The 21,775-nt window shown below is 43.5% G+C and carries 20 protein-coding genes and 5 tRNA genes; 7 read left to right on the forward strand and 18 right to left on the reverse strand.

Going from position 1 to position 21,775, the window contains the following annotated elements; translation table 11 throughout:
- Positions 1-163: 163 nt before the first annotated feature.
- The 11 genes from FTV14_RS09475 to tpiA form a co-directional block, all read right to left on the reverse strand.
- Positions 164-568, reverse strand: coding sequence for a ribosome-binding factor A (locus FTV14_RS09475; protein ID WP_004810065.1), 405 nt, complete (start codon positions 566-568; stop codon positions 164-166).
- Positions 568-3,279, reverse strand: coding sequence for a translation initiation factor IF-2 (gene infB, locus FTV14_RS09480; RefSeq protein WP_159122710.1), 2,712 nt, complete (start codon positions 3,277-3,279; stop codon positions 568-570). The genes FTV14_RS09475 and infB overlap by 1 nt, the downstream gene beginning before the upstream one ends.
- Before the next feature lie 10 nt (positions 3,280-3,289).
- Positions 3,290-4,774, reverse strand: a complete 1,485-nt coding sequence (gene nusA / locus FTV14_RS09485; protein WP_004787201.1) for a transcription termination factor NusA — start codon at positions 4,772-4,774, stop codon at positions 3,290-3,292.
- A gap of 35 nt (positions 4,775-4,809) precedes the next feature.
- Positions 4,810-5,334, reverse strand: coding sequence for a ribosome maturation factor RimP (gene rimP, locus FTV14_RS09490; protein ID WP_179992192.1), 525 nt, complete (start codon positions 5,332-5,334; stop codon positions 4,810-4,812).
- Between the two features lie 224 nt (positions 5,335-5,558).
- Positions 5,559-5,635 (reverse strand) — tRNA-Met (locus tag FTV14_RS09495).
- Positions 5,636-5,723: 88 nt separating this feature from the next.
- A tRNA-Met gene (locus tag FTV14_RS09500) sits at positions 5,724-5,800 on the reverse strand.
- A 71-nt stretch (positions 5,801-5,871) separates the two neighbouring features.
- Positions 5,872-5,948 (reverse strand) — tRNA-Met (locus tag FTV14_RS09505).
- A gap of 81 nt (positions 5,949-6,029) precedes the next feature.
- Positions 6,030-6,106: transfer RNA gene (locus FTV14_RS09510), tRNA-Met, on the reverse strand.
- A 53-nt stretch (positions 6,107-6,159) separates the two neighbouring features.
- A tRNA-Leu gene (locus tag FTV14_RS09515) sits at positions 6,160-6,244 on the reverse strand.
- A gap of 53 nt (positions 6,245-6,297) precedes the next feature.
- Positions 6,298-6,627, reverse strand: a complete 330-nt coding sequence (gene secG / locus FTV14_RS09520; RefSeq protein WP_159122712.1) for a preprotein translocase subunit SecG — start codon at positions 6,625-6,627, stop codon at positions 6,298-6,300.
- Between the two features lie 13 nt (positions 6,628-6,640).
- On the reverse strand, positions 6,641-7,432 hold the full coding sequence (tpiA, locus tag FTV14_RS09525) for a triose-phosphate isomerase (RefSeq protein ID WP_159122713.1): 792 nt from the start codon (positions 7,430-7,432) through the stop codon (positions 6,641-6,643).
- Between the two features lie 278 nt (positions 7,433-7,710).
- Here tpiA and pilB point away from each other — a divergent pair, with 278 nt between their 5' ends.
- Genes pilB through coaE form a run of 4 tightly spaced genes read left to right on the forward strand, consistent with a single transcriptional unit; the run spans position 7,711 to position 12,147 of the window.
- Positions 7,711-9,420 carry a type IV-A pilus assembly ATPase PilB gene (pilB, locus tag FTV14_RS09530; RefSeq protein ID WP_180016612.1) on the forward strand — a complete coding sequence of 570 codons (1,710 nt, stop codon included), beginning with the start codon at positions 7,711-7,713 and terminating at the stop codon, positions 9,418-9,420.
- Positions 9,421-9,450: 30 nt separating this feature from the next.
- Complete coding sequence (locus FTV14_RS09535) at positions 9,451-10,680, forward strand: type II secretion system F family protein (protein WP_004787210.1); 1,230 nt, start codon at positions 9,451-9,453, stop codon at positions 10,678-10,680.
- Positions 10,680-11,540: an A24 family peptidase gene (locus FTV14_RS09540; RefSeq protein WP_180002777.1), complete on the forward strand. Its 861-nt coding sequence runs from the start codon at positions 10,680-10,682 to the stop codon at positions 11,538-11,540. Before FTV14_RS09535 ends, FTV14_RS09540 begins: the two co-directional genes overlap by 1 nt.
- A gap of 1 nt (position 11,541) precedes the next feature.
- Positions 11,542-12,147: a dephospho-CoA kinase gene (gene coaE / locus FTV14_RS09545; protein WP_180053815.1), complete on the forward strand. Its 606-nt coding sequence runs from the start codon at positions 11,542-11,544 to the stop codon at positions 12,145-12,147.
- 38 nt (positions 12,148-12,185) lie between these two features.
- Here the strand turns inward: coaE and FTV14_RS09550 are convergent, their stop codons facing one another.
- The 3 genes from FTV14_RS09550 to FTV14_RS09560 all read right to left on the reverse strand — a co-directional run bounded on the left by FTV14_RS09550 (position 12,186) and on the right by FTV14_RS09560 (position 14,364).
- Entirely contained in the window at positions 12,186-13,103 is a 918-nt protein-coding gene (locus FTV14_RS09550; RefSeq protein ID WP_159122718.1) for a DMT family transporter, read from the reverse strand.
- Between the two features lie 45 nt (positions 13,104-13,148).
- A complete protein-coding gene (gene rlmB, locus FTV14_RS09555; RefSeq protein WP_005233526.1) occupies positions 13,149-13,898 on the reverse strand; it encodes a 23S rRNA (guanosine(2251)-2'-O)-methyltransferase RlmB in 750 nt (249 codons plus the stop codon).
- 142 nt (positions 13,899-14,040) lie between these two features.
- Complete coding sequence (locus FTV14_RS09560) at positions 14,041-14,364, reverse strand: pyrimidine/purine nucleoside phosphorylase (RefSeq protein ID WP_004787221.1); 324 nt, start codon at positions 14,362-14,364, stop codon at positions 14,041-14,043.
- Between the two features lie 437 nt (positions 14,365-14,801).
- Here FTV14_RS09560 and recN point away from each other — a divergent pair, with 437 nt between their 5' ends.
- Positions 14,802-16,463 (forward strand): DNA repair protein RecN, encoded by a 1,662-nt coding sequence (gene recN, locus FTV14_RS09565; RefSeq protein ID WP_180053816.1) that lies wholly within the window; start codon positions 14,802-14,804, stop codon positions 16,461-16,463.
- A gap of 71 nt (positions 16,464-16,534) precedes the next feature.
- Here the strand turns inward: recN and FTV14_RS09570 are convergent, their stop codons facing one another.
- The 4 genes from FTV14_RS09570 to FTV14_RS09585 are packed head-to-tail and all read right to left on the reverse strand — an operon-like array spanning position 16,535 to position 19,958.
- The gene (locus tag FTV14_RS09570) at positions 16,535-17,515 is read right to left on the reverse strand and encodes a CsgG/HfaB family protein (RefSeq protein WP_180053817.1); all 981 of its coding nucleotides are present in this window, start codon (positions 17,513-17,515) and stop codon (positions 16,535-16,537) included.
- A 51-nt stretch (positions 17,516-17,566) separates the two neighbouring features.
- Positions 17,567-18,166 carry a penicillin-binding protein activator LpoB gene (gene lpoB / locus FTV14_RS09575; protein ID WP_180016615.1) on the reverse strand — a complete coding sequence of 200 codons (600 nt, stop codon included), beginning with the start codon at positions 18,164-18,166 and terminating at the stop codon, positions 17,567-17,569.
- Positions 18,167-18,178: 12 nt separating this feature from the next.
- Positions 18,179-18,580 carry a YcfL family protein gene (locus FTV14_RS09580; RefSeq protein WP_180053818.1) on the reverse strand — a complete coding sequence of 134 codons (402 nt, stop codon included), beginning with the start codon at positions 18,578-18,580 and terminating at the stop codon, positions 18,179-18,181.
- Between the two features lie 19 nt (positions 18,581-18,599).
- Complete coding sequence (locus tag FTV14_RS09585; protein WP_180016617.1) at positions 18,600-19,958, reverse strand: COG3014 family protein; 1,359 nt, start codon at positions 19,956-19,958, stop codon at positions 18,600-18,602.
- Positions 19,959-20,603: 645 nt separating this feature from the next.
- Here FTV14_RS09585 and FTV14_RS09590 point away from each other — a divergent pair.
- Together FTV14_RS09590 and ruvX are read left to right on the forward strand one after the other, a co-directional pair.
- Positions 20,604-21,158 carry a YqgE/AlgH family protein gene (locus FTV14_RS09590; protein WP_004787233.1) on the forward strand — a complete coding sequence of 185 codons (555 nt, stop codon included), beginning with the start codon at positions 20,604-20,606 and terminating at the stop codon, positions 21,156-21,158.
- Positions 21,151-21,594, forward strand: coding sequence for a Holliday junction resolvase RuvX (gene ruvX, locus FTV14_RS09595; RefSeq protein ID WP_180016618.1), 444 nt, complete (start codon positions 21,151-21,153; stop codon positions 21,592-21,594). The genes FTV14_RS09590 and ruvX overlap by 8 nt, the downstream gene beginning before the upstream one ends.
- The last annotated feature ends 181 nt before the right edge of the window (positions 21,595-21,775 follow it).

Below are 21,775 nucleotides of genomic sequence, written 5' to 3' on the forward strand. Positions count from 1 at the left end.
ACTGGAGAAATCTAGGAGGTATGTTTTGCCTGAGAGGAGGGTTAGAAGTTGCCCAAGAGTTGTGAAAGGTAAACCACTGAAATACCCAAGAAAATGCCAGTCAATTTCTTAACTGACTGGCATTACACCCTAAGGTGGCTTTTTTATTGAGCTTTATAAAAGCTTATTCTTCATCTTTCTTGTCTTCAGCAGGAGGTAAATCCTTCACTGCTTCAGCAATCAGACCAAACATATAGTTACCATATGCATTGGTTTTGTCGTAATGGAAACGTAGACGAGGTGTAATACGTGTCTTGATCCGACGGCTCAGTTCATGACGCAAGAACCCGGATGCCTTATTCAGGACATCGAGTGTTTCTTTATTTGCCGCTTCACTTTGCTCATCACCAAGTTCACGACCCATTACTGTGACATAAACTTCTGCATATCCTAAGTCTGGGCTCACCTTCACGGCTGAGATGGTCACCAGACCACCCAGACGTGGATCCTTCAGCTCCTGACGGATCAGTTCAGACAACTCGCGTTGTACCGTATCCGCCATACGCTTCAGACGTTGACTACCCGCCATTAAAGACTCCGTTTAATCAATTGCACATCATACACTTCGATCTTGTCGAGAGGTTTGATGTCTTTATAGCCTTTCACCGCAAGACCACATTCCATACCGGCACGAACTTCTTCCACCACTTCTTTGTAGCGACGAAGAGATTCTAGCTCGCCCTGGAAGATCACCACGTCATCACGTAATACGCGAATCGGTTTATTACGGTGTAATACGCCTTCAAGTACCATACAGCCTGCTGCAGCACCGAATTTGCTTGAGTGGAACACTTCACGTACTTGAGCAACACCCAAGATGGTTTCACGGTGTTCAGGAGCAAGCTTACCGCTCATCGCTGCTTTCACGTCATCAATCAATTGATAGATCACTGAGTAGTAACGAATGTCGATACTGTCTGCATCTGCTTTTTGACGTGCAGTATTGTCGGCACGTACGTTAAAGCCAAGAAGAACCGCTTCTGAAGATTCAGCAAGCGTTACGTCAGATTCGGTAATCGCACCAACACCAGAACCAATGATACGTACTTTTACTTCATCCGTTGAAAGCTCAGCCAATGCAACATGCAGCGCTTCCAATGTACCGCGTACATCAGTTTTCAATACCACATTGACGATTGGCACATCTTTTTTGCCCATAGACGCCATGATGTTTTCAAGACGCATTGCAGATTGACGTTCAAGACGTTTTTGACGTTCACGATCCATACGCGCATCGGCAACTTCACGTGCTTTCTTCTCGTCATTCACAACAAGAACTTCGTCACCTGCCATCGGCGCTTCTGGAAGACCCAGAATTTCAACTGGAATCGAAGGACCTGCAGACTTGATACGTTTACCGTTTTCATCGGTCATGGCACGAACGCGGCCATAAGATGAACCAGCAAGTACCAGGTCACCCACTTTCAGCGTACCGTTTTGAACCAGAATAGAAGTCACTGCACCGCGGCCTTTATCCACACGCGCTTCAATCACAACACCTTGTGCCGCACCTTCTTCAGACGCCTTCAATTCAAGCAATTCAGACTGAATTAAAATCAGGTCAAGAAGTTCATCAATACCGGCACCAGTATGTGCAGATACTTTCGCTACAGGAACGTCACCGCCCCATTCTTCAGGTACGATTTCTTTGGTGGTCAATTCGTTCAATACGCGATCTGGATCAGCTGAGTCTTTATCCATCTTGTTGATTGCAACAATGATTGGCGTACCCGCTGCACGTGCGTGATCGATTGCTTCTGCAGTTTGTGGCATCACACCATCATCTGCTGCAACAACCAGGACTACGATATCAGTCGCTTTGGCACCGCGTGAACGCATTGCAGTAAACGCTGCGTGTCCCGGAGTATCCAAGAAGGTGATAATACCTTTATCCGTGGTTACATGGTAAGCACCGATATGCTGGGTAATACCCCCTGCTTCGCCTTGCGCCACTTTGGCACGACGGATACGGTCAAGAAGCGATGTTTTACCATGGTCAACGTGACCCATGATCGTAACAACTGGCGCACGAGTAGTTTGCGCACCACGTGCTTCTTCAGCCTGTTCAAGCAGGTTATCTTCGACTGCAGTTTCAGAAACCAGTACTGGGTTATGGCCCATTTCTTCAACCACAAGTGCTGCGATTTCCTGATCGATCGCCTGGTTTTGAGTAACCAGTTCACCCATTTTCATCAGTGACTTGATGACTTCACGAACCTTAACCGCCATTTTCGCAGCAAGGTCAGCAACGACAATCGTTTCACCGATTTCAACGTCATAAACCTGTTTTTTCACTGGTTTTTCAAAACCATGCTTATTCGCTTGGCTAGATTTCAAACCACGTTTGTGTGAGTTATCACGGAAAGACTGCTCTTCACCACGACGACCACCTTTCTTCGGTGAACGTGTATTTGAAGTATTGGTACCACGTTTAATTTCGCGGTCTTCTTTCGCAAATGAGTCTTCATATGCCTGGCCAACCAGACCAGCAGCAAGTGGAGAATCATCAATCACACGAATAGTTGCAGTGGTATCTTCAGAAGAATACTTCGACGCCATCTTGCGCATTTGCTCAAGGGTGCGTTGTTGTGCTTCTTCAGCTGCCTTACGACGTGCTGCTTCTTCAGCTGCTTTTAATTGAGCTGCTTGAGCTTCACGCGCTTTTTTCTGTTCTGCTGTTTCAACTTGTTTAACCGCTGCTTTCACAATCGGTTTATTAGTTGATTTGCGTTTTACCACAACAGCGGCTTTAGGTGTTTCCTGTTTCTCAGTTTCTTGTTTCTGAGCTGCACGCATTGCTTCTAGTGCTTTGCTTGCATTGTTTGTACCTGATTTAGGTGCATCAGCAGGTTTTTTAGCTGGTGCTGGCTTCTGTTCAGCTTCTGCTTTCGCTTGCTGTTCAGCTTGAGCCTTCGCTAAAGCTTCTGCTTTAATTTGTTCCGGGTCTGGCTTAACGAATGTATGTTTCTTGCGAACTTCTACATTAATCGTTTTCGCCTTACCTGAAGTACTTGCCACTTTAGCAGTACTGGTCGTTTTACGTTTCAACGTGATTTGTCCTGCATGGCCATCAGAACCTTGTGTCTTTTTCACATGATTCATTAAGCGATCTTGTTGTTCGGTGGTAATAATATCGTCAGCTTTACGCTGTGGTAAACCTGCCTCACGAACCTGCTCTAGGAGCTTATCAACATGGCGACCCACGCTGAGTGCTAACTCTTTAATCGACTTGTCCGTCATATACTACCTCCTAGTTAAACCATGATTCGCGCGCTTTCATAATAAGTTGACCGGCTTTCTCAGCACCGAGACCTTCGATATCTTCGATATCATCAGTCGCTTGGTCAGCTAAGTCATCTACGGTTACCACACCACGAGCTGCGAGAGCTTGCGCGATCTCTGCTGTCATGCCTTCCATTGCAACAAGTTCTTCACTTGGCGCTTGTACGTTTTCTTGCTGTTGTAATGCATCAGCAAGTGCAATTTCTTTCGCACGGCTTTGCAGTAGTTCAACCAGTTCCGCATCCAGTTCGATTTCATCAAACGTTTCTGGCGGTACGTAAGCAATTTCTTCAAGCGAGGTGAAGCCCATTTCTACTAACGCCATCGCCAAATCTTCAGCAATATCCAGACGTGTAACAAACATATCCAGGTATTTTTGCGCTTCGCTTTGCTGACGTGCGTAGTACTCTTCTTCCAGCATCATGTCCAGCTTATAGCCAGTCAGTTCAGATGCCAGACGAACGTTTTGACCTTGTGAACCAATTGCGCGAGCTAGCTGATCACTAGTCGCGAAAATGATGTCTGCAGTACGTGCATCTTCATCGATGACAATACTAGATACATCTGCTGGTTCTAATGCACTTGCGATATATTGCGCAGGATCATCCGACCAAACCACCACATCAATACGCTCGCCATTGAGCTCTTGCTGTACAGCCTGGATACGTGTACCACGCATACCAATACAAGCACCCACCGGGTCAATACGGTGGTCGTTGGTTTTCACTGCAATTTTAGCACGAACACCCGGTTGACGAGCTGCGGCCTTAATTTCAATGATTTCTTCAGAAATTTCAGGAATTTCTTTTTTCATCAATGCAATCAGCATTTCCGGTTTAGCACGTGACAACAATAATTGTGCACCACGGCCTTCACGGTTAACGCTATATAGAATCGCATTTACGCGTTGTTTCGGACGAAGGATTTCCTTCGGAATCATCTCTTCACGTGCCAGATACGCTTCTGCGTTGTCACCCAAGTCAATGATAAAGCCATCTTTGGTTTGTTTTTTCACTTCACCATAGATCAGCTCACCGACTTTAGATTCATAAGCATCAGCAACCAGTGCACGTTCTGCTTCACGGATCTTCTGTACAATCACCTGTTTCGCGATCTGGGCAGCAATACGACCGAAATCGATTGATTCTACTTCCAGTTCACGGATATCGCCAATCGACCATTGTGCCGGATCAACATCAGAGATCGCATCCTGACAAGCAGGCATTTCATGATCTTCATCAGCCACTACTTCCCATTGACGGAAAGTACGATAATCACCAGTTTTACGGTCAATTTCTACACGAAGACGAGCTTCTTCCGAGTGAGTCCCCTCGTAGAATTTCTTCTTAGTCGCTGCAACCAAAGCTTGTTCTAGCGCTTCAAAAATTGCTTCACGACTTACACCTTTTTCGTTACTAACCGTTTCAACGACGGTAAGAATTTCACGTGCCATAAGTCACCTATTCGTTCAGATTCTTATTAATTGAATTAATCTTGATAGACCAAGTTTGCTTTATCGATATTGTGACTGTCGATATCCAAAATCTGTTGCTTTTCTACTTCAACTTGAATCATTTCATTTTCAAGGTCGACTGCAACCAGTTTTGCCTGGAATTTACGACGGTTATCGACGGCACTGATCAAACGCAGCGCAACCGTTTGTCCGATATAATGAGCCATCTGCTCCAGCTGGAAGAATGGACGATCCCAACCTGGTGAAGACACTTCAAGCGAATATTCACCTGAGATTGGATCATGTACATCCAGGATCGCGCCGACTTGCTGTGTGACACGTACACAGTCCTGAACCCCAATACCACGACCCTGCTCTTCTTCGCCATCTTCATTGACAACAGGTGCTGCATTTTCATCGACCGGTTTGTCGATATAGATCCGTAATAATGAACGTTTGCCTTGTGGCAGGAATTCAATCCCCCACAGATTTACATCACAGGCTTCAACTGCTGGTGCAATCAAGTCCTGAAGTGCTTGAGTTTTATTTGATAGCTTCATTTACTCTCGTCATCTGGTGCGATTTTATGATCTATTTGACCACTACAAACCAATACAAACTATAGTAGTAGTGAAACATGGAGATTTGACCAAATATTGTCGACACTACACGATAGCCAATAAAAAAGGGCGTAAATCGCCCCAATTAATGCACAATTTGAACTTTTTTCAAATCCCACTGTGCAAAAAGGCCCACCATAGTTGTGAGCCTCTTTTAAGAAACTTGGTAGCGGGAGCTGGATTTGAACCAACGACCTTCGGGTTATGAGCCCGACGAGCTACCAGACTGCTCCATCCCGCATCAACGTGCAAAAATTATATACAAAAGATGCGAACTTTTCAATCACAACCACATCATTCTGCATATTTGTTATCTGTTACTGAAAAATTGGTAGCGGGAGCTGGATTTGAACCAACGACCTTCGGGTTATGAGCCCGACGAGCTACCAGACTGCTCCATCCCGCATCAGCATACAAATAACATTCAGCTTAATATTTTACACTAAACTGCCTTTAAAGTTTGCAGCTTTAAAGGATTGGTAGCGGGGGCTGGATTTGAACCAACGACCTTCGGGTTATGAGCCCGACGAGCTACCAGACTGCTCCACCCCGCAACAACATGCAAATAATTCTTCTCAACTTAAATCAGATTTAAGCTGCCTTTTAAAAGTTTGCGTCTTTAAAAAAGGATTGATTGGTAGCGGGAGCTGGATTTGAACCAACGACCTTCGGGTTATGAGCCCGACGAGCTACCAGACTGCTCCATCCCGCATCAACAGAAGTTTTTTTAGCTGCATACACCAACTTATATTCTGGATTATAAGTTGGTGCGGAAGGGGGGACTTGAACCCCCACGCCCGAAAGCACTACCACCTCAAGGTAGCGTGTCTACCAATTCCACCACCACCGCAGCTGTGACGCATTCTAGTCGCATCACTGAAAAAAAGAAAGGTTTAATTAAAATTATTCGGTCGTTTGTGGTGCAGTTGGTGAAGTTTCAACCGGTTGCGCAGGCGCAGTTGGTGCTGATTGAATTGACGATAAACTGTACGCATTCGTGGTTTGTTTCTTGGCAAGAATCGCCAAAGTAATACTGGTCACAAAGAACAATGCGGTAAAAACTGCCGTCAAACGGGTCATGAAATTACCCGAACCTGAGGCACCAAAGATCGTTGCCGCACCGCCGCCGCCAAATGATGCACCTGCATCCGCACCTTTACCATGCTGAACTAAAATCAAGACAATCATCAAAATCGCTAAGATAATATGTACTACCAGCACAAAAGTTTGCATGCTGAACTCCTAATTATTGTGTATTTGCAAATGCTTGAGCAATTTGATGGAACGACTCAGCATTGAGTGATGCACCACCCACCAATGCCCCGTTAATGTCAGGGCAGGCTGCTAACTCTACTGCATTTTCCGGTTTTACACTACCACCATATAAAATCGCCATAGTCGCAGCATAACCTGTAATCTGGCTCAAACCCTGACGGATCTGGGCATGCATGGCCTGCGCATCTTCTGGAGAAGCTGTTTTACCGGTACCAATGGCCCAGATTGGCTCATAAGCAATCACAATATTTTTCCACTGTTCATCTTCTACCACAGTCGCGATATCGCAAATCTGTTGGAGAACCACCGCTTCTGCCTGCCCTGCTTCACGCTGTTCCAGACTTTCGCCCACACAGTAAATTACGGTTAAACCGGCATTTAAGGCATTCTTGATTTTAGTATTTAAAATCTGTGAACTTTCAGCAAAAATTTCACGACGTTCAGAGTGCCCAATCAATACATAGTGAATCTGGCTATCAGCCAATAATTCAGCACTCACTTCCCCAGTATAAGCGCCTGTCCCTGCAATACGTGATACATCTTGTGCTACGGTATATACAGGGCGATTAGCAGAAGCAAATGCAGTTTGAATTTGAGTTAAGGCAAGGGTTGTCGGCGCCACACCCAAATGACATTTCTCTGTTGAAACTGGTGCAGACTCAAGCAAGTCTTTTAAATTCTGAACCAAAGCTTGGGCATCTGCCTGCATTGGATTCATTTTCCAGTTGCCCACCACCCAAGGGGTAATCGTCGAAACCGACATAAATAACCTATTTCACTGACATATCTTGAATTGGGCACATTCTACACGGAATTGTAAAATTTAAAGAATAGTTTTATTCATCCTATTTCTCAGTTTAGACTATTCAAAATGGTTATTTTTTGTTATCACTGAAAAAAATGCCCGGTTCTTCCGACCAGTTCAAGCTTTTACTGAATATCAGGAAGATTGCAGCATTCTCAGCTATGGTATTTTTGTATAACAAACGTATAATTTTAGAATAGCAAATTAAAAAAATTGAATTGATAGGCATTTGAAGCATGACAGCATTGCAGGGGTCACCAAGATTTACGGGGTTTATTCGTCGCCTGGTCGATGAAGGGGTATTATCAGCTGAAGATATGCGGACTGCTTTAGCCAATGCCAAACAGGAAAAAACAGATATCGTGGCCTATTTGGTCAGTCATCATAATCTTTCCCCTACTACCATTGCTGAAACGATCTCAGTAGAATTTGGTGAGCCTCTATTTGATATTGGTGCTTATGATCCGGGACAAATCCTGCGTGAAGATATTGATGAAAAGCTGATTACCAAGCATCGTATTCTGCCAATTTATAAAAACGCCAATATTCTTTATGTCGCCACGAGCAATCCGACCAATATCGAAGCAACGGATGCCATCCGCTTTGCAACCAAACTGAATATTGAAACTGTTATTGTTGAACACAATAAACTCGAGAAACTGATCGAGCAAAACTTTACTGAAGAAAGTACTTTTGATTTTGATGATGATTTCGATCTGGATGTTGATGTCGACACAGCCGATCCAACGAAAGAAGAAGATGAAAAAGACAAGGGTGAAGAAGCCCCGATTGTTAAATATATTAATAAATTACTGATTGATGCTATTCGTATGGGGGCATCAGATTTACATTTTGAACCTTATGAAAAAATGTATCGGGTACGCTATCGTGTCGATGGCGTTTTACGTCAGATTGCAACACCGCCGCTACAACTAGCAAACCGTTTGGCGTCACGTTTAAAAGTTATGTCGCAGATGGACATTTCTGAGAAACGTGTTCCTCAAGACGGTCGTATTAAATTAAAGCTCTCAAAAAACAAAGCTATCGACTTCCGTGTTAACTCGCTCCCTACCCTGTTTGGCGAAAAACTGGTTCTACGTATTCTAGATCCGTCTAGTGCCATGCTAGGAATTGATGCTTTAGGTTATGAACCTGAGCAGAAAGAGTTATTCATGGAAGCCCTAGATAAACCGCAAGGGATGTTACTGATTACCGGTCCTACTGGTTCCGGTAAAACAGTATCCCTTTATACGGGCTTAAACATCTTAAATCGTGAAGATACCAATATTTCTACTGCGGAAGACCCAGTCGAGATTAACCTTCAAGGGATTAATCAGGTGAACGTCAATAATAAAGTTGGCCTGACGTTTGCAGCTGCTTTAAAATCCTTTCTGCGTCAGGATCCTGATATTGTCATGGTCGGTGAGATCCGTGATCTGGAAACAGCTGAAATTGCAATCAAAGCAGCGCAAACAGGTCATATGGTGATGTCAACTCTGCACACCAACAGTGCTCCGGAAACTTTGACCCGTTTACGTAATATGGGCGTACCTTCTTTCAATATCGCGACTTCAGTCAATCTGGTGATTGCGCAGCGTCTGGCCCGTCGCTTGTGTTCACAATGTAAAAAACCGGCTGACATTCCAAAGCAAAGCTTACTGGAGATGGGCTTTACCGAAGCAGATTTACAAAGCCCTGAATTTCAGATTTATGAGCCAGTCGGCTGTAATGAATGTCGTGAAGGTTATAAGGGCCGGGTCGGTATTTATGAAGTTATGAAGGTAACACCTGAGATTTCAAGAATTATTATGGAAGATGGCAATGCCATTGAAATTGCTGAAGCTTCCGCACGTGCAGGATTTAACAATTTACGCCGATCAGGGTTAGTGAAGGTTATGCAGGGGGTGACTTCTTTACAGGAAGTCAATCGTGTAACCAGCGAATGATCGTGCTGAGTATAAAATAAGGATAAAGCTATGGCAGCAGTAAAAAAAGGCCAGATGACACCGATCTTCAGTTATGAAGGGGTTGACCGCAAAGGCGCAAAGATCAAGGGGGAATTGCCGGCACGAAATATGGCCTTGGCAAAAGTGAACTTGCGCAAACAAGGCATTACGATCAAAACCATCCGGGAAAAGAAAAAAAATATTCTCGAAGGCTTGATGAAGAAAAAAGTTTCCACCTTGGATATCACCATCTTCACCCGTCAGTTAGCCACCATGATGAAAGCGGGGGTGCCTTTAGTACAAGGCTTTGAAATCGTTGCAGAAGGTTTAGAAAATCCATCCATGCGCGAGGTTGTGCTTGGAATTAAAGGCGAAGTTGAAGGGGGGAATACTTTTGCCGGAGCCTTACGAAAATACCCACAATATTTCGATAATCTATTCTGCTCTTTGGTCGAATCTGGCGAACAATCTGGTGCTCTGGAAACCATGCTGGATCGTGTCGCGATTTACAAAGAAAAAAGTGAGTTGTTAAAGCAAAAAATTAAAAAAGCCATGAAATACCCAGCCACAGTAATTGTAGTAGCTGTGATCGTCACAATTATCCTGATGGTGAAAGTAGTTCCTGTATTCCAGGACTTATTCTCTTCATTCGGTGCGGACTTACCTGCATTTACTAAAATGGTAGTCAATATGTCCGAATGGATGCAAAAATATTGGTTCCTTTTGATTATTGGAATTGGTGTAGTGATTACTGCTTTCCTTGAAGCGAAAAAGCGTAGCAAAAAATTCCGTGATTTACTGGATAAGGCCGCGCTCAAAGCACCCATCTTTGGTGATCTGGTCTATAAAGCGATCATTGCCCGTTATAGCCGCACTCTCGCCACCACTTTTGCTGCCGGTGTGCCATTAATTGATGCGCTTGAATCGACTGCTGGTGCAACCAATAACGTGGTCTATGAGGAGGCGGTATTAAAAATCAAGGAAGATGTTGCAACCGGTCAACAGCTTCAATTTGCCATGCGTGTCACCGATAAATTCCCCTCTATGGCCGTACAGATGGTTGCAATTGGTGAAGAATCTGGCGCACTAGACGCCATGCTGGATAAAGTTGCAACGCACTATGAAAACGAAGTTGACAATGCAGTAGATGGTTTAACCTCGATGATGGAACCCTTGATTATGGCAATTCTTGGTGTCCTTGTTGGTGGCCTTGTTATCGCAATGTACCTTCCAATTTTCCAAATGGGTTCCGTGGTTTAATGCAAGATTTTATTTTATATTTCAGTCAAAACCCAACTGCGCTTTATCTCGCAGTTGGGCTTTTTAGTCTCTGTATTGGTAGCTTTTTAAACGTTGTCATTTACCGTACCCCTAAAATGATGGAACAGGAATGGCGTACAGATTGCCAGCTGTTCTTGCATCCAGATCAGCCCATTATTGATGAAAGCAAAATTACTTTAAGCAAACCAGCTTCAACCTGCCCGAAATGTCAGACTCCTATTCGCTGGTATCAGAATATTCCGGTGATTAGCTGGATCTTATTACGTGGTAAATGTGGTAACTGTCAGAATCCAATCAGTATCCGCTATCCATTTATTGAACTTCTCACAGCTGCTTGTGCGCTGATAGTGGTGGCAGTATTTGGGCCTACCATACAGATGCTGTTTGGTCTGGTTTTTACCTATGTCCTGATTGCCCTCACCTTTATTGATTTCGATACCCAGTTATTACCCGATCGCTATACCCTGCCGCTGGCTGCACTCGGCCTGGGCATTAATAGTTATGCGATTTATACTACCCCTGATTCTGCCATCTGGGGCTATATCATTGGCTTCTTATGCTTGTGGGTGGTGTACTATCTGTTTAAGCTGGTGACCGGCAAGGAAGGTATGGGCTATGGAGATTTCAAATTACTAGCTGCCTTAGGTGCCTGGATGGGGCCTATGCTCCTACCACTCATTGTATTATTGTCATCATTGGTGGGCGCGATTATTGGGATTATCCTGCTTAAAGTCCGTAAAGAAAATCAGCCCTTTGCCTTTGGCCCTTATATTGCCATTGCCGGCTGGATTGCCTTTTTATGGGGTGAGCAGATCATGAAAATCTATTTAGGTCAGTAAAGTGAAATTTGTACTCGGTTTAACTGGTGGAATTGGTAGTGGCAAGTCTGCTGCCAGCCAATGGTTTGAAGCTCAAGGGATTGCTGTCGTAGATGCGGATATTGTCGCCCGTGAAGTCGTTGATATCGGTCAACCAGCCCTACAGCAAATTCGGGAAGCTTTCGGCGATTGGGTTTTACTCAAGGATGGTTCATTGAATCGCCGTGTTTTGCGCGAACATATTTTCCAGTCTCCAGAAGCACGAAAAACGCTGGAAAATATCACCCACCCTGCTATTCGCACTTCAATTATTCAACAGTTGCATGCAGCACAAAGTCCTTATGCGATTTTAGTTTCTCCTTTATTGTTTGAAACAAATCAGCATGAACTGACACAACATACGTTATTAATTGATGCTGCTATTGAACTGCAAATTCAACGGGCTTCACAGCGTGATGGACAAAATGTGGAGCAAATTCAGAAGATCATTGCCGCACAAATGCCACGTGAACAAAAGTGTGCTATGGCTAATGATATTGTACTGAATGATGGTGAGCTGGAACATCTTTATGCCCATCTCACGCCATTACATGAAAAATATCTTCAAATGGCTGCTCAAAATAATTAATCCAAACCTATTTAAAACTAAAATAAAAAGCAGCCTTGTTAGGACTGCTTTTTTTGTTGTTCCAGTTTTTGACTCAAGCTATCTTGATGCATCAACCAACGCCAAGGCTGTATGGCACCAATTGCCATACCTACTAAACCAGAGACAATCGCGAGACTTAGAGGTTCATCTAGAAGCGGCACAGCCAGTATGGCAGCAATAAATGGTGCGAGAGTCACGATACTACCCGCTTTAAAAGCACCTAAACGCTTAATCGCTTCCACATAAGTTAGTGTCGCTACAATCACCACAAAAACACCGTGAAAGAGTACCTGGGAAGCCATTTGCCAAGGTTCAGCAGCATCCAGATGTTTGGGGAAGAATAGCAGATAAATTGGCACATAAACGATGGCTGACCAGATCGCTACACTGGCCATAGAATGCCAGGCAGATAGCTTCCATTGACGTAGCAGTACAGTGAATACACCCCACCACATTGCACTGATGAAAAATAGCAGATCGCCTAATCCCAAGGCCACACCGGACTCTCGGAACATCAGCCAACTCATACTGCCAATCGCAAGCAGCATAATCGCCATACTGATCCAAGTATGTCGGTCAAATCCCTGTTTAAATAACACAAAAGCAGCCACTGCGGTACAAAGTGGAATACAGCCATTTAGAAATACGGCAGCATGAGCTGCAGGTGCATAATGGAAAGCAGTATAAGCAGTCAGGCAATACCCTACCCCGCCAATCATGGCTAAGAGAAAGGATTCCTTACTCCACAAAAAGGCTGTGTCCTTTTTATAAATCAGGACTGGCATCAGAATCAGAAAAGCCAATAGAAAACGTAATCCCACCAGATCCCAGGCACTAATCCCCCACTGGGCACTTAAGCGCGTGCTTAAGGTAAAACCTCCCCAAATACACATGGTAATTAAGACAAAGGCATAACCTTGCGTTCGGGGAGACATAGACTTCTTCTTTAACAGTATTTGTGAATAAACAATAAAAAGGGCTTAGGCTTGACGCTGACGACAGGCTTCATAAAGAGCCATCCCTGTTGCCACGCTCACATTCAGACTTTGCAGATTGCCTGCCATCGGAATATAAACCGTCTGGTCACATTGGCTTTGGGTAATTGGACGTAAACCGGTATCTTCCGCACCCATCACCACGCATACACCTGTTCCGGTAAAATCAAATTTCTGGATAGGTAAAGCTTTTTCATCCAGCATCGTACCAACCACACGTACATTAAATTCATCTTTGATTTGACCCAAAGTACGCGCCAGATTGGTCACCTGAATAAACTTCACTTTTTCTGCACCACCTGCTGCCACTTTACGTGCAGTCGGCGTCAGGCTTGCTGAACGGTCACGCGGTACAATCACAGCCGCTACACCCATCGCTGCGGCAGTACGAATACAAGCACCCAGGTTATGTGGATCCGTTACCTGATCGAGTGCTAATAGAAGTACTTGAGAATCTTGCTTCAATAGATCTTCCAGATCCTTTTCATTTAAGGTTGGATGCGGGCGAACTGCCGCTACAACGCCTTGGTGAAAAGGCAAACCAGCCAGTTTTTCCAGCTTGTCACGACTAGCCTGCTGGACACTAATGCCAAAAGGCTCAGCCAATTCCAGCACACGTTTCAGGCGCTGATCATCACGGCCTTTCAGGGTAAAAAGAGTCAAGACACGTTCAGGCTCAAGCTCCAGCAGTGATTCTACTGAATGGACGCCATAATAATACTCAGGTTTAGCCATGAACGACCTCGAAAATAAATTGGGAAATAGGCAGCAAAAGAAAAATCCTGCAAAGCCAACTTCACAGGATTCTGTATTAAGCTTAGTTTAACCGATTCAGAACAAAATTTCTTGATCGGTTACAGCTCATCTGTAGGTCTGTTTAGCCTTCAAAATGGCAAACATAGTCCAGCACATCATCAGTTTCAATTTTGAAACGGCTATTGCCTGGCACATAGAAAGACTGACCAGCACGGAACAGTTCTTTTTCTTCGCTGTCAGCGATTTGCACACGGCATTCACCTGAGATGATTTCCATACGCTCAGGCACATGTGTTTCAAAAGTTAATGCATTTTCTGAAGGTAAAATTACCCCTAAGGTTTTTTTAGTGCCATCTTCAAATTGCACCACATGGCTGATGCATAACCCGCCAAAATACACATTCGATTTTTTAAGTACTGATACATGATCAAACTGAGCTGACATGCCATTTCTCCAGATAAAGCATTTTGTAATATTTTGATTGCTGTAGTTTAAATGTGCACCCGCAACTAATCAATCGAAGTTTATCGGACTTGAATGAATTTATTGGGTGCCCCTGCTTGCCTTGATTCCAGCCTGTTTGAGTGATTTCGGCAGATCCTGGAAAATGCCGTGATTTTTCCCGCCATTTATAAGCAAAATATATTCCGACCTGATTTAATTTAAATTTCAAGCATGTCAGAAAAATGAAAATATCTTTTGTAACTTCAGTGGCCTGATCTTGGTTCCTGTGACACAACATTCAAATAAGCGTGTATTAATCCATGAAATTTAAGATAGAATGAAATCGATTTATCCTGATTTATAATAACAGCCGCGTTGCTAGACTGAAGCAACTGACATGCTATTTCATTCAAACTTTTCGCAGCCCGGATGCGTTTATGCTGACACATTTAACTCTGATCAATTTTGCTTTGGCCGAGCATCTTGCTATTGATATTGATAAAGGTTTTAACGTTCTTACTGGTGAAACCGGTGCAGGTAAATCCCTGTTACTGGATGCTCTGTCTGCCTGTCTGGGGGAGCGAACCGATACCAATTATGTGCGTTATGGCACCGAAAAAGCGGATGTAACAGCAACCTTTAGTTATCAGGAAGACAGCCCTGAAGCGAGCTGGTTAAAAGAGCATGAACTGGATGATGAGTCGGGGGAGATTCATTTACGCCGGGTGATCTTTGCCACTGGCCGCAGTAAGGCCTGGATCAATGGTCGTCCCAGTAGTCTGTCTGAACTGAAAGAAATTGGCCGACTACTGGTTCAGCTTTATAGCCAGCATAGTCAGCAGCAACTTCTAGAACCACCTTATCCCAAACACTGGCTGGATCGCTATAGCAATTTTTATGCACCAGCTCAGGAAGTACGTGACGCTTATAGCACCTGGCATAAAAATATTCGCCAGCATCAGGCCGCGCTGGATGCACAAGCAACCCGTAAGCAACGTATGGAAACTCTGGAGCTGCAACTTGAAGAACTGGAAGAAGTCGTCCAGACGGATTATCAGGAAATTGAGCAGGAATTTGACCGCCTTTCACATCATGAAGCCATCATGCAGGATTGTGTCTATAGCCTGAATGGCCTGGATGAAGGTGAACAGAATATTTCGCAGGAACTGGCTTCAATTTTACGCCGTATGGAATCGCATGCCGGTCGTAGCGAGCAGCTTTCCCAGATTTATACCTCTTTACTGAATGCCCAAAGCGAACTCGAAGATGCGACGGCGACCTTACGCCAGTTTATGGATCGGCAAAGCTTTGATCCGGAACGTATGGAAGAACTGAATTCCAAACTGGAAGTATTTCACCGTTTAGCACGCAAATACCGCACCCAGCCAGAATTGCTGAAAGAAGAATATGAGGCCTGGCAGGCTGAGCTTGAACAACTGCATCAGCTGGAAGATCCGGAAACTCTGGCTGAACAAGTGGAAATTTCTTATCAGGAGTTTCTGAGTAAAGCACAACATCTGGACCAGATTCGCCATGATGCGGCTGAACCACTGGCGAAGAAACTGACCGAACAGGTGAAACAGCTTGCCCTGCCTGAAGCGCATTTTGAATTTAAATTTGAGCCTTTGGAACATCCATCAAGTGAAGGTTTGAGTTTTATTCAGCTTCTGTTTACTGCCAACAAGGGCATACCAGCCCAACCTCTGGCACGCGTGGCTTCAGGCGGTGAATTATCCCGTATCGCCTTGGTGATGCAGGTGATGAATGCAGAAAAAACCGAAGCTGAAGTATTGGTCTTTGATGAAATCGACGTTGGAATCAGTGGCGGTACTGCGGAAATCGTGGGTCGCTTATTGGCTGATCTGGCACAGCATGTACAAATTCTATGTATCACCCATCAGGCGCAGGTGGCTGCACAGTCCGACCAGCATTTACTGGTGAAAAAACGCCAGACTGATCCAGCCAGCAGTACCATTATTAATCTGGAAGAAAGTGAAATTGTACAGGAACTTGCACGTATGACGGGTGGCGTGGAAATTAATGAAACCACCTTGCAGCATGCACGTCAGTTAAGACAGTTAAAGTTTCAGCAAGCATGAATTATGCTTAATAAAAAATCCCTGACTAGTGCAGGGATTTTTTATGAACAGCTTTTAGTTAAAGCCAAAAATTACCATTTGACTGGTTGATCACTAGAACCTGGTGTCATTCCATAACCGGGTGACTGGTCATAAGCTTGACGAGTTTGTACAGGCTGCAATTTCAAACCTTGTAAAATCTCTGGATTAAGACCTTGAGCAATTTTGTCTGCAGTACTGTCATTTAAATCGTTCGTCAAAATATTCTGCGTCATTAAATTAGACAAGGTACGGTTAAAGATTCCGGCTGCAACAACTTTACTGGTCGCTGCTTCAATCACCCGCCAGCTTAGACTCACCTGAGCCGCGCCAGCATTCAGACCATACATCTGCTGCTCACTGGCACTAGATAAATCTTTAATCTGACCAACCAGCAAATAATCTGCGCCAACTTTCTGACCAATGCGTGCCAGTTCCTGTGGTGCGCCATCCCAATACAGGAAATCAGTTTCAGACTGCATTTCCTCAATATAGTGACGATCAACCACACTTAACTGTCCGCTTTGGGTCAGATAAGTGCCCAGTGTATCGGATAATTCCTGACTAAATTCACGGGCAGATCCCCCACCAGCCAGTCGATTATTTTTTTCTGCCATCTGGAATGGTAAAACAGCGATCCGGTGTAAATGCTGATCATGCACAGCAGATTCAAATTTAACTACATGAGCACGAACTTTGGCCCGATAATTATTCTTCGCTCCAGAAACACTGAGCACCTGGAATTTAGTAACTGAACCCGAGCCCTGATTGGCTACACTAAAGACCGGGGATACCTTGCCGGTATAGGTCCAGCCTTGATGATTCACTGATAAAGAAACGGTTTCTTCATAATCCATCTGCGAAGAAACCGAAGCACCATTTACTGATTGAACCGCTACCAATAACGCTTCAGAAATGGCCTGATGCTGTGTAGAACCACTGCCGCTGGCTTCTTTGATCACTTCCTTAATTGCTGCAAAAGCAGGTGAACTGAGCAATCCGGACAATAAGCCTGCAAGTAATATTTTTTTCATAATGAATTCTTCTGCGGTCACTGTGCCAAAGCACAGCAACCTTAATTTAAATTACAGGCCGAAAGTCGAACGCTTGCCTGCTTTACGGATTTCTTTCTCGCCAGTCCACTCGACAATTCCAGTCTGCAGGTTTTGCAATTTAAAGGTGAACTTGTAATACACATCGCTCTTGCTGCCCGCATTTTTTACAATGCTCGACAAGTTGCCATTTAGCATATATTCAGCACCGATATGACCACCGCTCCGTACAGCGGTTGCCTGATTCACCATGCCGCTCTGTTTTTGATAGGCCAGTTGTTGCGCCATCGCATTCACAGACTTCATATCCACAAACCGGAATTTTCCAGAGTTGATCAGCTTGTTCTGAATGCTGTCAGTAATGGATTCAGTATCAATATGTTCCTGAGTTTTATTGTGAATACGATCTACTACAATCACCGGGCGACGGTTTTGTGTCATCTGTACGATCGGCGGGAACATCAGCATGTCATCCACCATTTTCGCTGCGATCATTTGCAGATCAGTCGAACCGAAGTCAGTCGTCAAAGTTTCAACTGCTTGCGCATCGCCATAACTCACTGCACCAGTAGACGCACAGCCACTAACCAGAGTCGTTGCTGCCAATACAGCGAAAATCAATTTTGCATTCATGTTTAATCTCTCTTATTTTTTCAAGTACACAACAACATCGACAGCAGATGGATTTGGCGCCAGGGATTGCACGCCTTTGGTTTCACGGCCAGTTAACTGAATCGGCTTCCAGATGGCACCTTCAGGATTCACTTCCGCACCTTGCGCATCTACCCACACGATCTTGTAGCTAAAATCTTTGTTATTAAAACGACGGTTTTTGATTGCAATTGATGCGCGCTTCAAATCCCCTGCCGCACTCATATTTACGCGTTCTACAAATACTTCCGTACTCAGGATCGGGTTATTGGTGATCGTACGGATGCTGATTTCATTGCTTGAATTGGTCTGGGTCGACAAGGCATTCGGTGCAGTACACCCCACCATTAACAGTGCCCCTAAACCAAGTACTGCAAAGCTGAATTGATGTTTCATATCGTTCTCTTAGATTTTATTAATGTGGGATGGTGCTTACGCTGGCAGTAATCTTGTCATTGACATGATGTGCGTAGACAAAAACAGTTTGATTGGCTTTGACATCTAGATTGACAGCCGAACTAGAAAGACTGCCGCTAGAGAGCTGTAATTTATGATTGCCTGGGGCGAGATTTAAACGGGCAATCTGAGCATTACTTGGTAAGGTACTCCAGCCACGCAAGTCGGCACGTTCAGTTGACATATTAAGCACATTGCCGGCCACCTGACCCAAAATACCCAGCTGATTGCCCAACTGTTTTTGTGCCGCATATTTGGCGCTTGCACGCATGATTTGACTGGTCAGATTGCCTACTACTTTTTCTTTCAGATCTTTAACTGCCAGAGCGCCAATATCACTAATCACGTAGCTGTCTTGCATAGGCTTATTGTTAACTTTGACTTTTAAGCTTTTCGGTGCCACATAGGTGCTTGGTTCATAAGTCGCAAAAGCGATATTGACCAGACCGCCTGGTGTTGGCACATCAATCTTGTTTTCAACCTTTTGTGGCACAATGCCTTGCTCGATAAAGACAATCACCGGCACACTGCCACTTTTTGGTTTTGCTACTAACTGATTCAGGCGTTTTACATCTTGGGCAATCTGCGCATCTGGTTGTAATTCATAGGCCTTTTTATAATCTACCAAGGCATCATTATATTCACCCAAGGTTTCCCATAAATTGGCAGCCATGTAGAACGCATACGCATTCTGGTAGCTGTTTTTAATCTTGCCGGCAATAGGGTCCAAACCTATAAACGCTTCATCCAGTGCGCTAAGCGGATTTCCTTCAGTAGCCGGTTTTTTAACTTTATCTTTTTTTCTTTCCAGCTCTTTCTGGTGAGCCAGTTCAATTTCACGCTGTAGGCCTTGCGCGACCCGCATTTCTACGGATGCAGCTTCTAAATCTTTGAGAAAAATATAGTTTTTTGCCTGAGAAATATGTGCCAGTACCTGTTCATGTGGTGGCACCAGATAAGGAACGATTGAATCATTACTCATCAAAGCCAGAGCTTTAAAGCCCACACGGGATACACTGACTTTCGCACGATTTTGCTGTTTATCCAGCAAAGTAAAAGCCTGTTTATAATATTCTTGGCTTTGATCATATTGATGATTAACCTGTAATAAACGGGCTTGTTCTAACAGATATAAAACTCCATCTTTTGAATTAGTTTTATTCTTGAAATCTGTAATTAAATTTTCAGACAGTTCTGCATTTAAATGACTACGAAAAAAATTACCTTCTTCATTATATGTTTTGAATACTTCCGCATGGGAAATAATAGATGCTGAACATAGAGTAGAAATTAAAGTCCCTTTAAAAAAATGATGCATAACGATCCGTTAAAATAATAGAAGATTAAAAATCGGCGCATCTTACAAACAAAGCCTGATTGTTTCAATATGTAGTTTATGTATATATTACGTAAAATTCAACTCTAAACAAACGCATTATATTTACCTAAATTAAACAATATTAAATAAACTTTACAAATTATGATCGTTTTTAAGTATGAAAAATCTTTTCTATTATTGCTATATAAGTTTAATTAATTACATCTATTCATTAATAAAATAACTTATAAAAAATTAATAAAAAATAAAGCACTTCGCTTAAAATATAAAATTTAATATTTTCTTCTATTTAATTATTTAGTTTGATTATTAAACAATTAAAAATATATAAACTTATTCCTCATTGAATTTATTTTATATTCTTAGTCAATAATAAATGAGCTCTAGAATTTACCATTCAATAAAATAAAACTGATTTTATTAATTTATTGAAAAAATAAAAAAAATGCCTATTTGTAGTTTTTTTATACTCAGTATCTACAAAGCTAAGTTGTCAGTGGTGCATTTTTGTGGGATAAGTAAATAAAGGAATAGACAATTTGCAGAATTGAAAATCCAGTCTTTTGCCCTGATAAATCATTTACCACAATCATAAACGATATAGACTTTTGGAGAGCCGCTCAGGTGACTAAACAATATCTGACTCATCGTTGTCTGATTGCGCCACCCCATGCAAGTGACGATTTTTTTGCGCATACGGTCATTTATCTGGCCCGTCATGATGAAGATGGCGCTCAAGGGATTATTATTAACCGCCCTGCTGGCATTCAAATTAAAGAATTGCTGAATGATCTGGATATTGAGGCGGATAATGTCAATCCCCATGAAGTGTTGCAAGGTGGACCTTTGCGACCAGAGGCTGGTTTTGTCCTGCATACCGGTCAGCCGACCTGGCATTCCTCTATTGCTGTGGGTGAAAATGTTTGTATTACCACATCTAAAGATATTCTGGATGCGATTGCGCATAATGAAGGTGTAGGCCGCTATCAGATCGCATTGGGTTATGCGAGCTGGGGCAAACATCAGCTTGAAGAAGAGATTGCCCGGGGTGACTGGCTAATCTGTGAATCCGATATGGACCTGATTTTTAACTTACCTTATAACGACCGCTGGGATGCTGCCTATAAAAAAATGGGCGTAGACCGAACCTGGTTATCTTCCGAGATTGGACATGCCTGATGTAAACGCGCCAAACACTATTATGGCGTTTGATTTTGGTACACAGAAAATGGGAATGGCAGTCGGCCAATCCCTGATTGAAAGTGCCACCCCCCTCCCTTTATTTCCTATGAAAGACGGGATTCCGAACTGGGACGAATTACTGAAAATTGTAAAAAACCATCAGCCAAGCCTATTTTTAGTGGGACTTCCACTGAATATGGATGATAGTGAATCTGAACTGTCGACACGGGCACGAAAATTTGCCCGCCGTTTACGTCATCAGACCAATATTGAAACCTTGATGGTGGATGAACGCCTGACCACTCGTGAAGCACGGGATGAACTGGATCATTATCAGGCTCAAGGTCGTGGCAAAAAATTGTCTGCGGACAGTATTGCTGCTGCCCTCTTGATTGAAAGCTGGTATAGGTATCCGGCTGGACTGCAACCTTAAATTTTTTAAATATCAGTAATAGCATCTTTCGAGATGCTATTTTTTTGAATTAAAGAATCCCTTTTTTAGCTCATTGGGATACTTTCAATCTAAAAACAATAGAGTGCCTTCATCAATCATTTTTTAATCATTCAACAATGAGCAAAGGAACTCCCTCATCCTCACTTTCTCCCTGAGAGAA

Source organism: Acinetobacter sp. YH12236, assembly GCF_013417645.1.
Lineage (GTDB): Bacteria > Pseudomonadota > Gammaproteobacteria > Pseudomonadales > Moraxellaceae > Acinetobacter.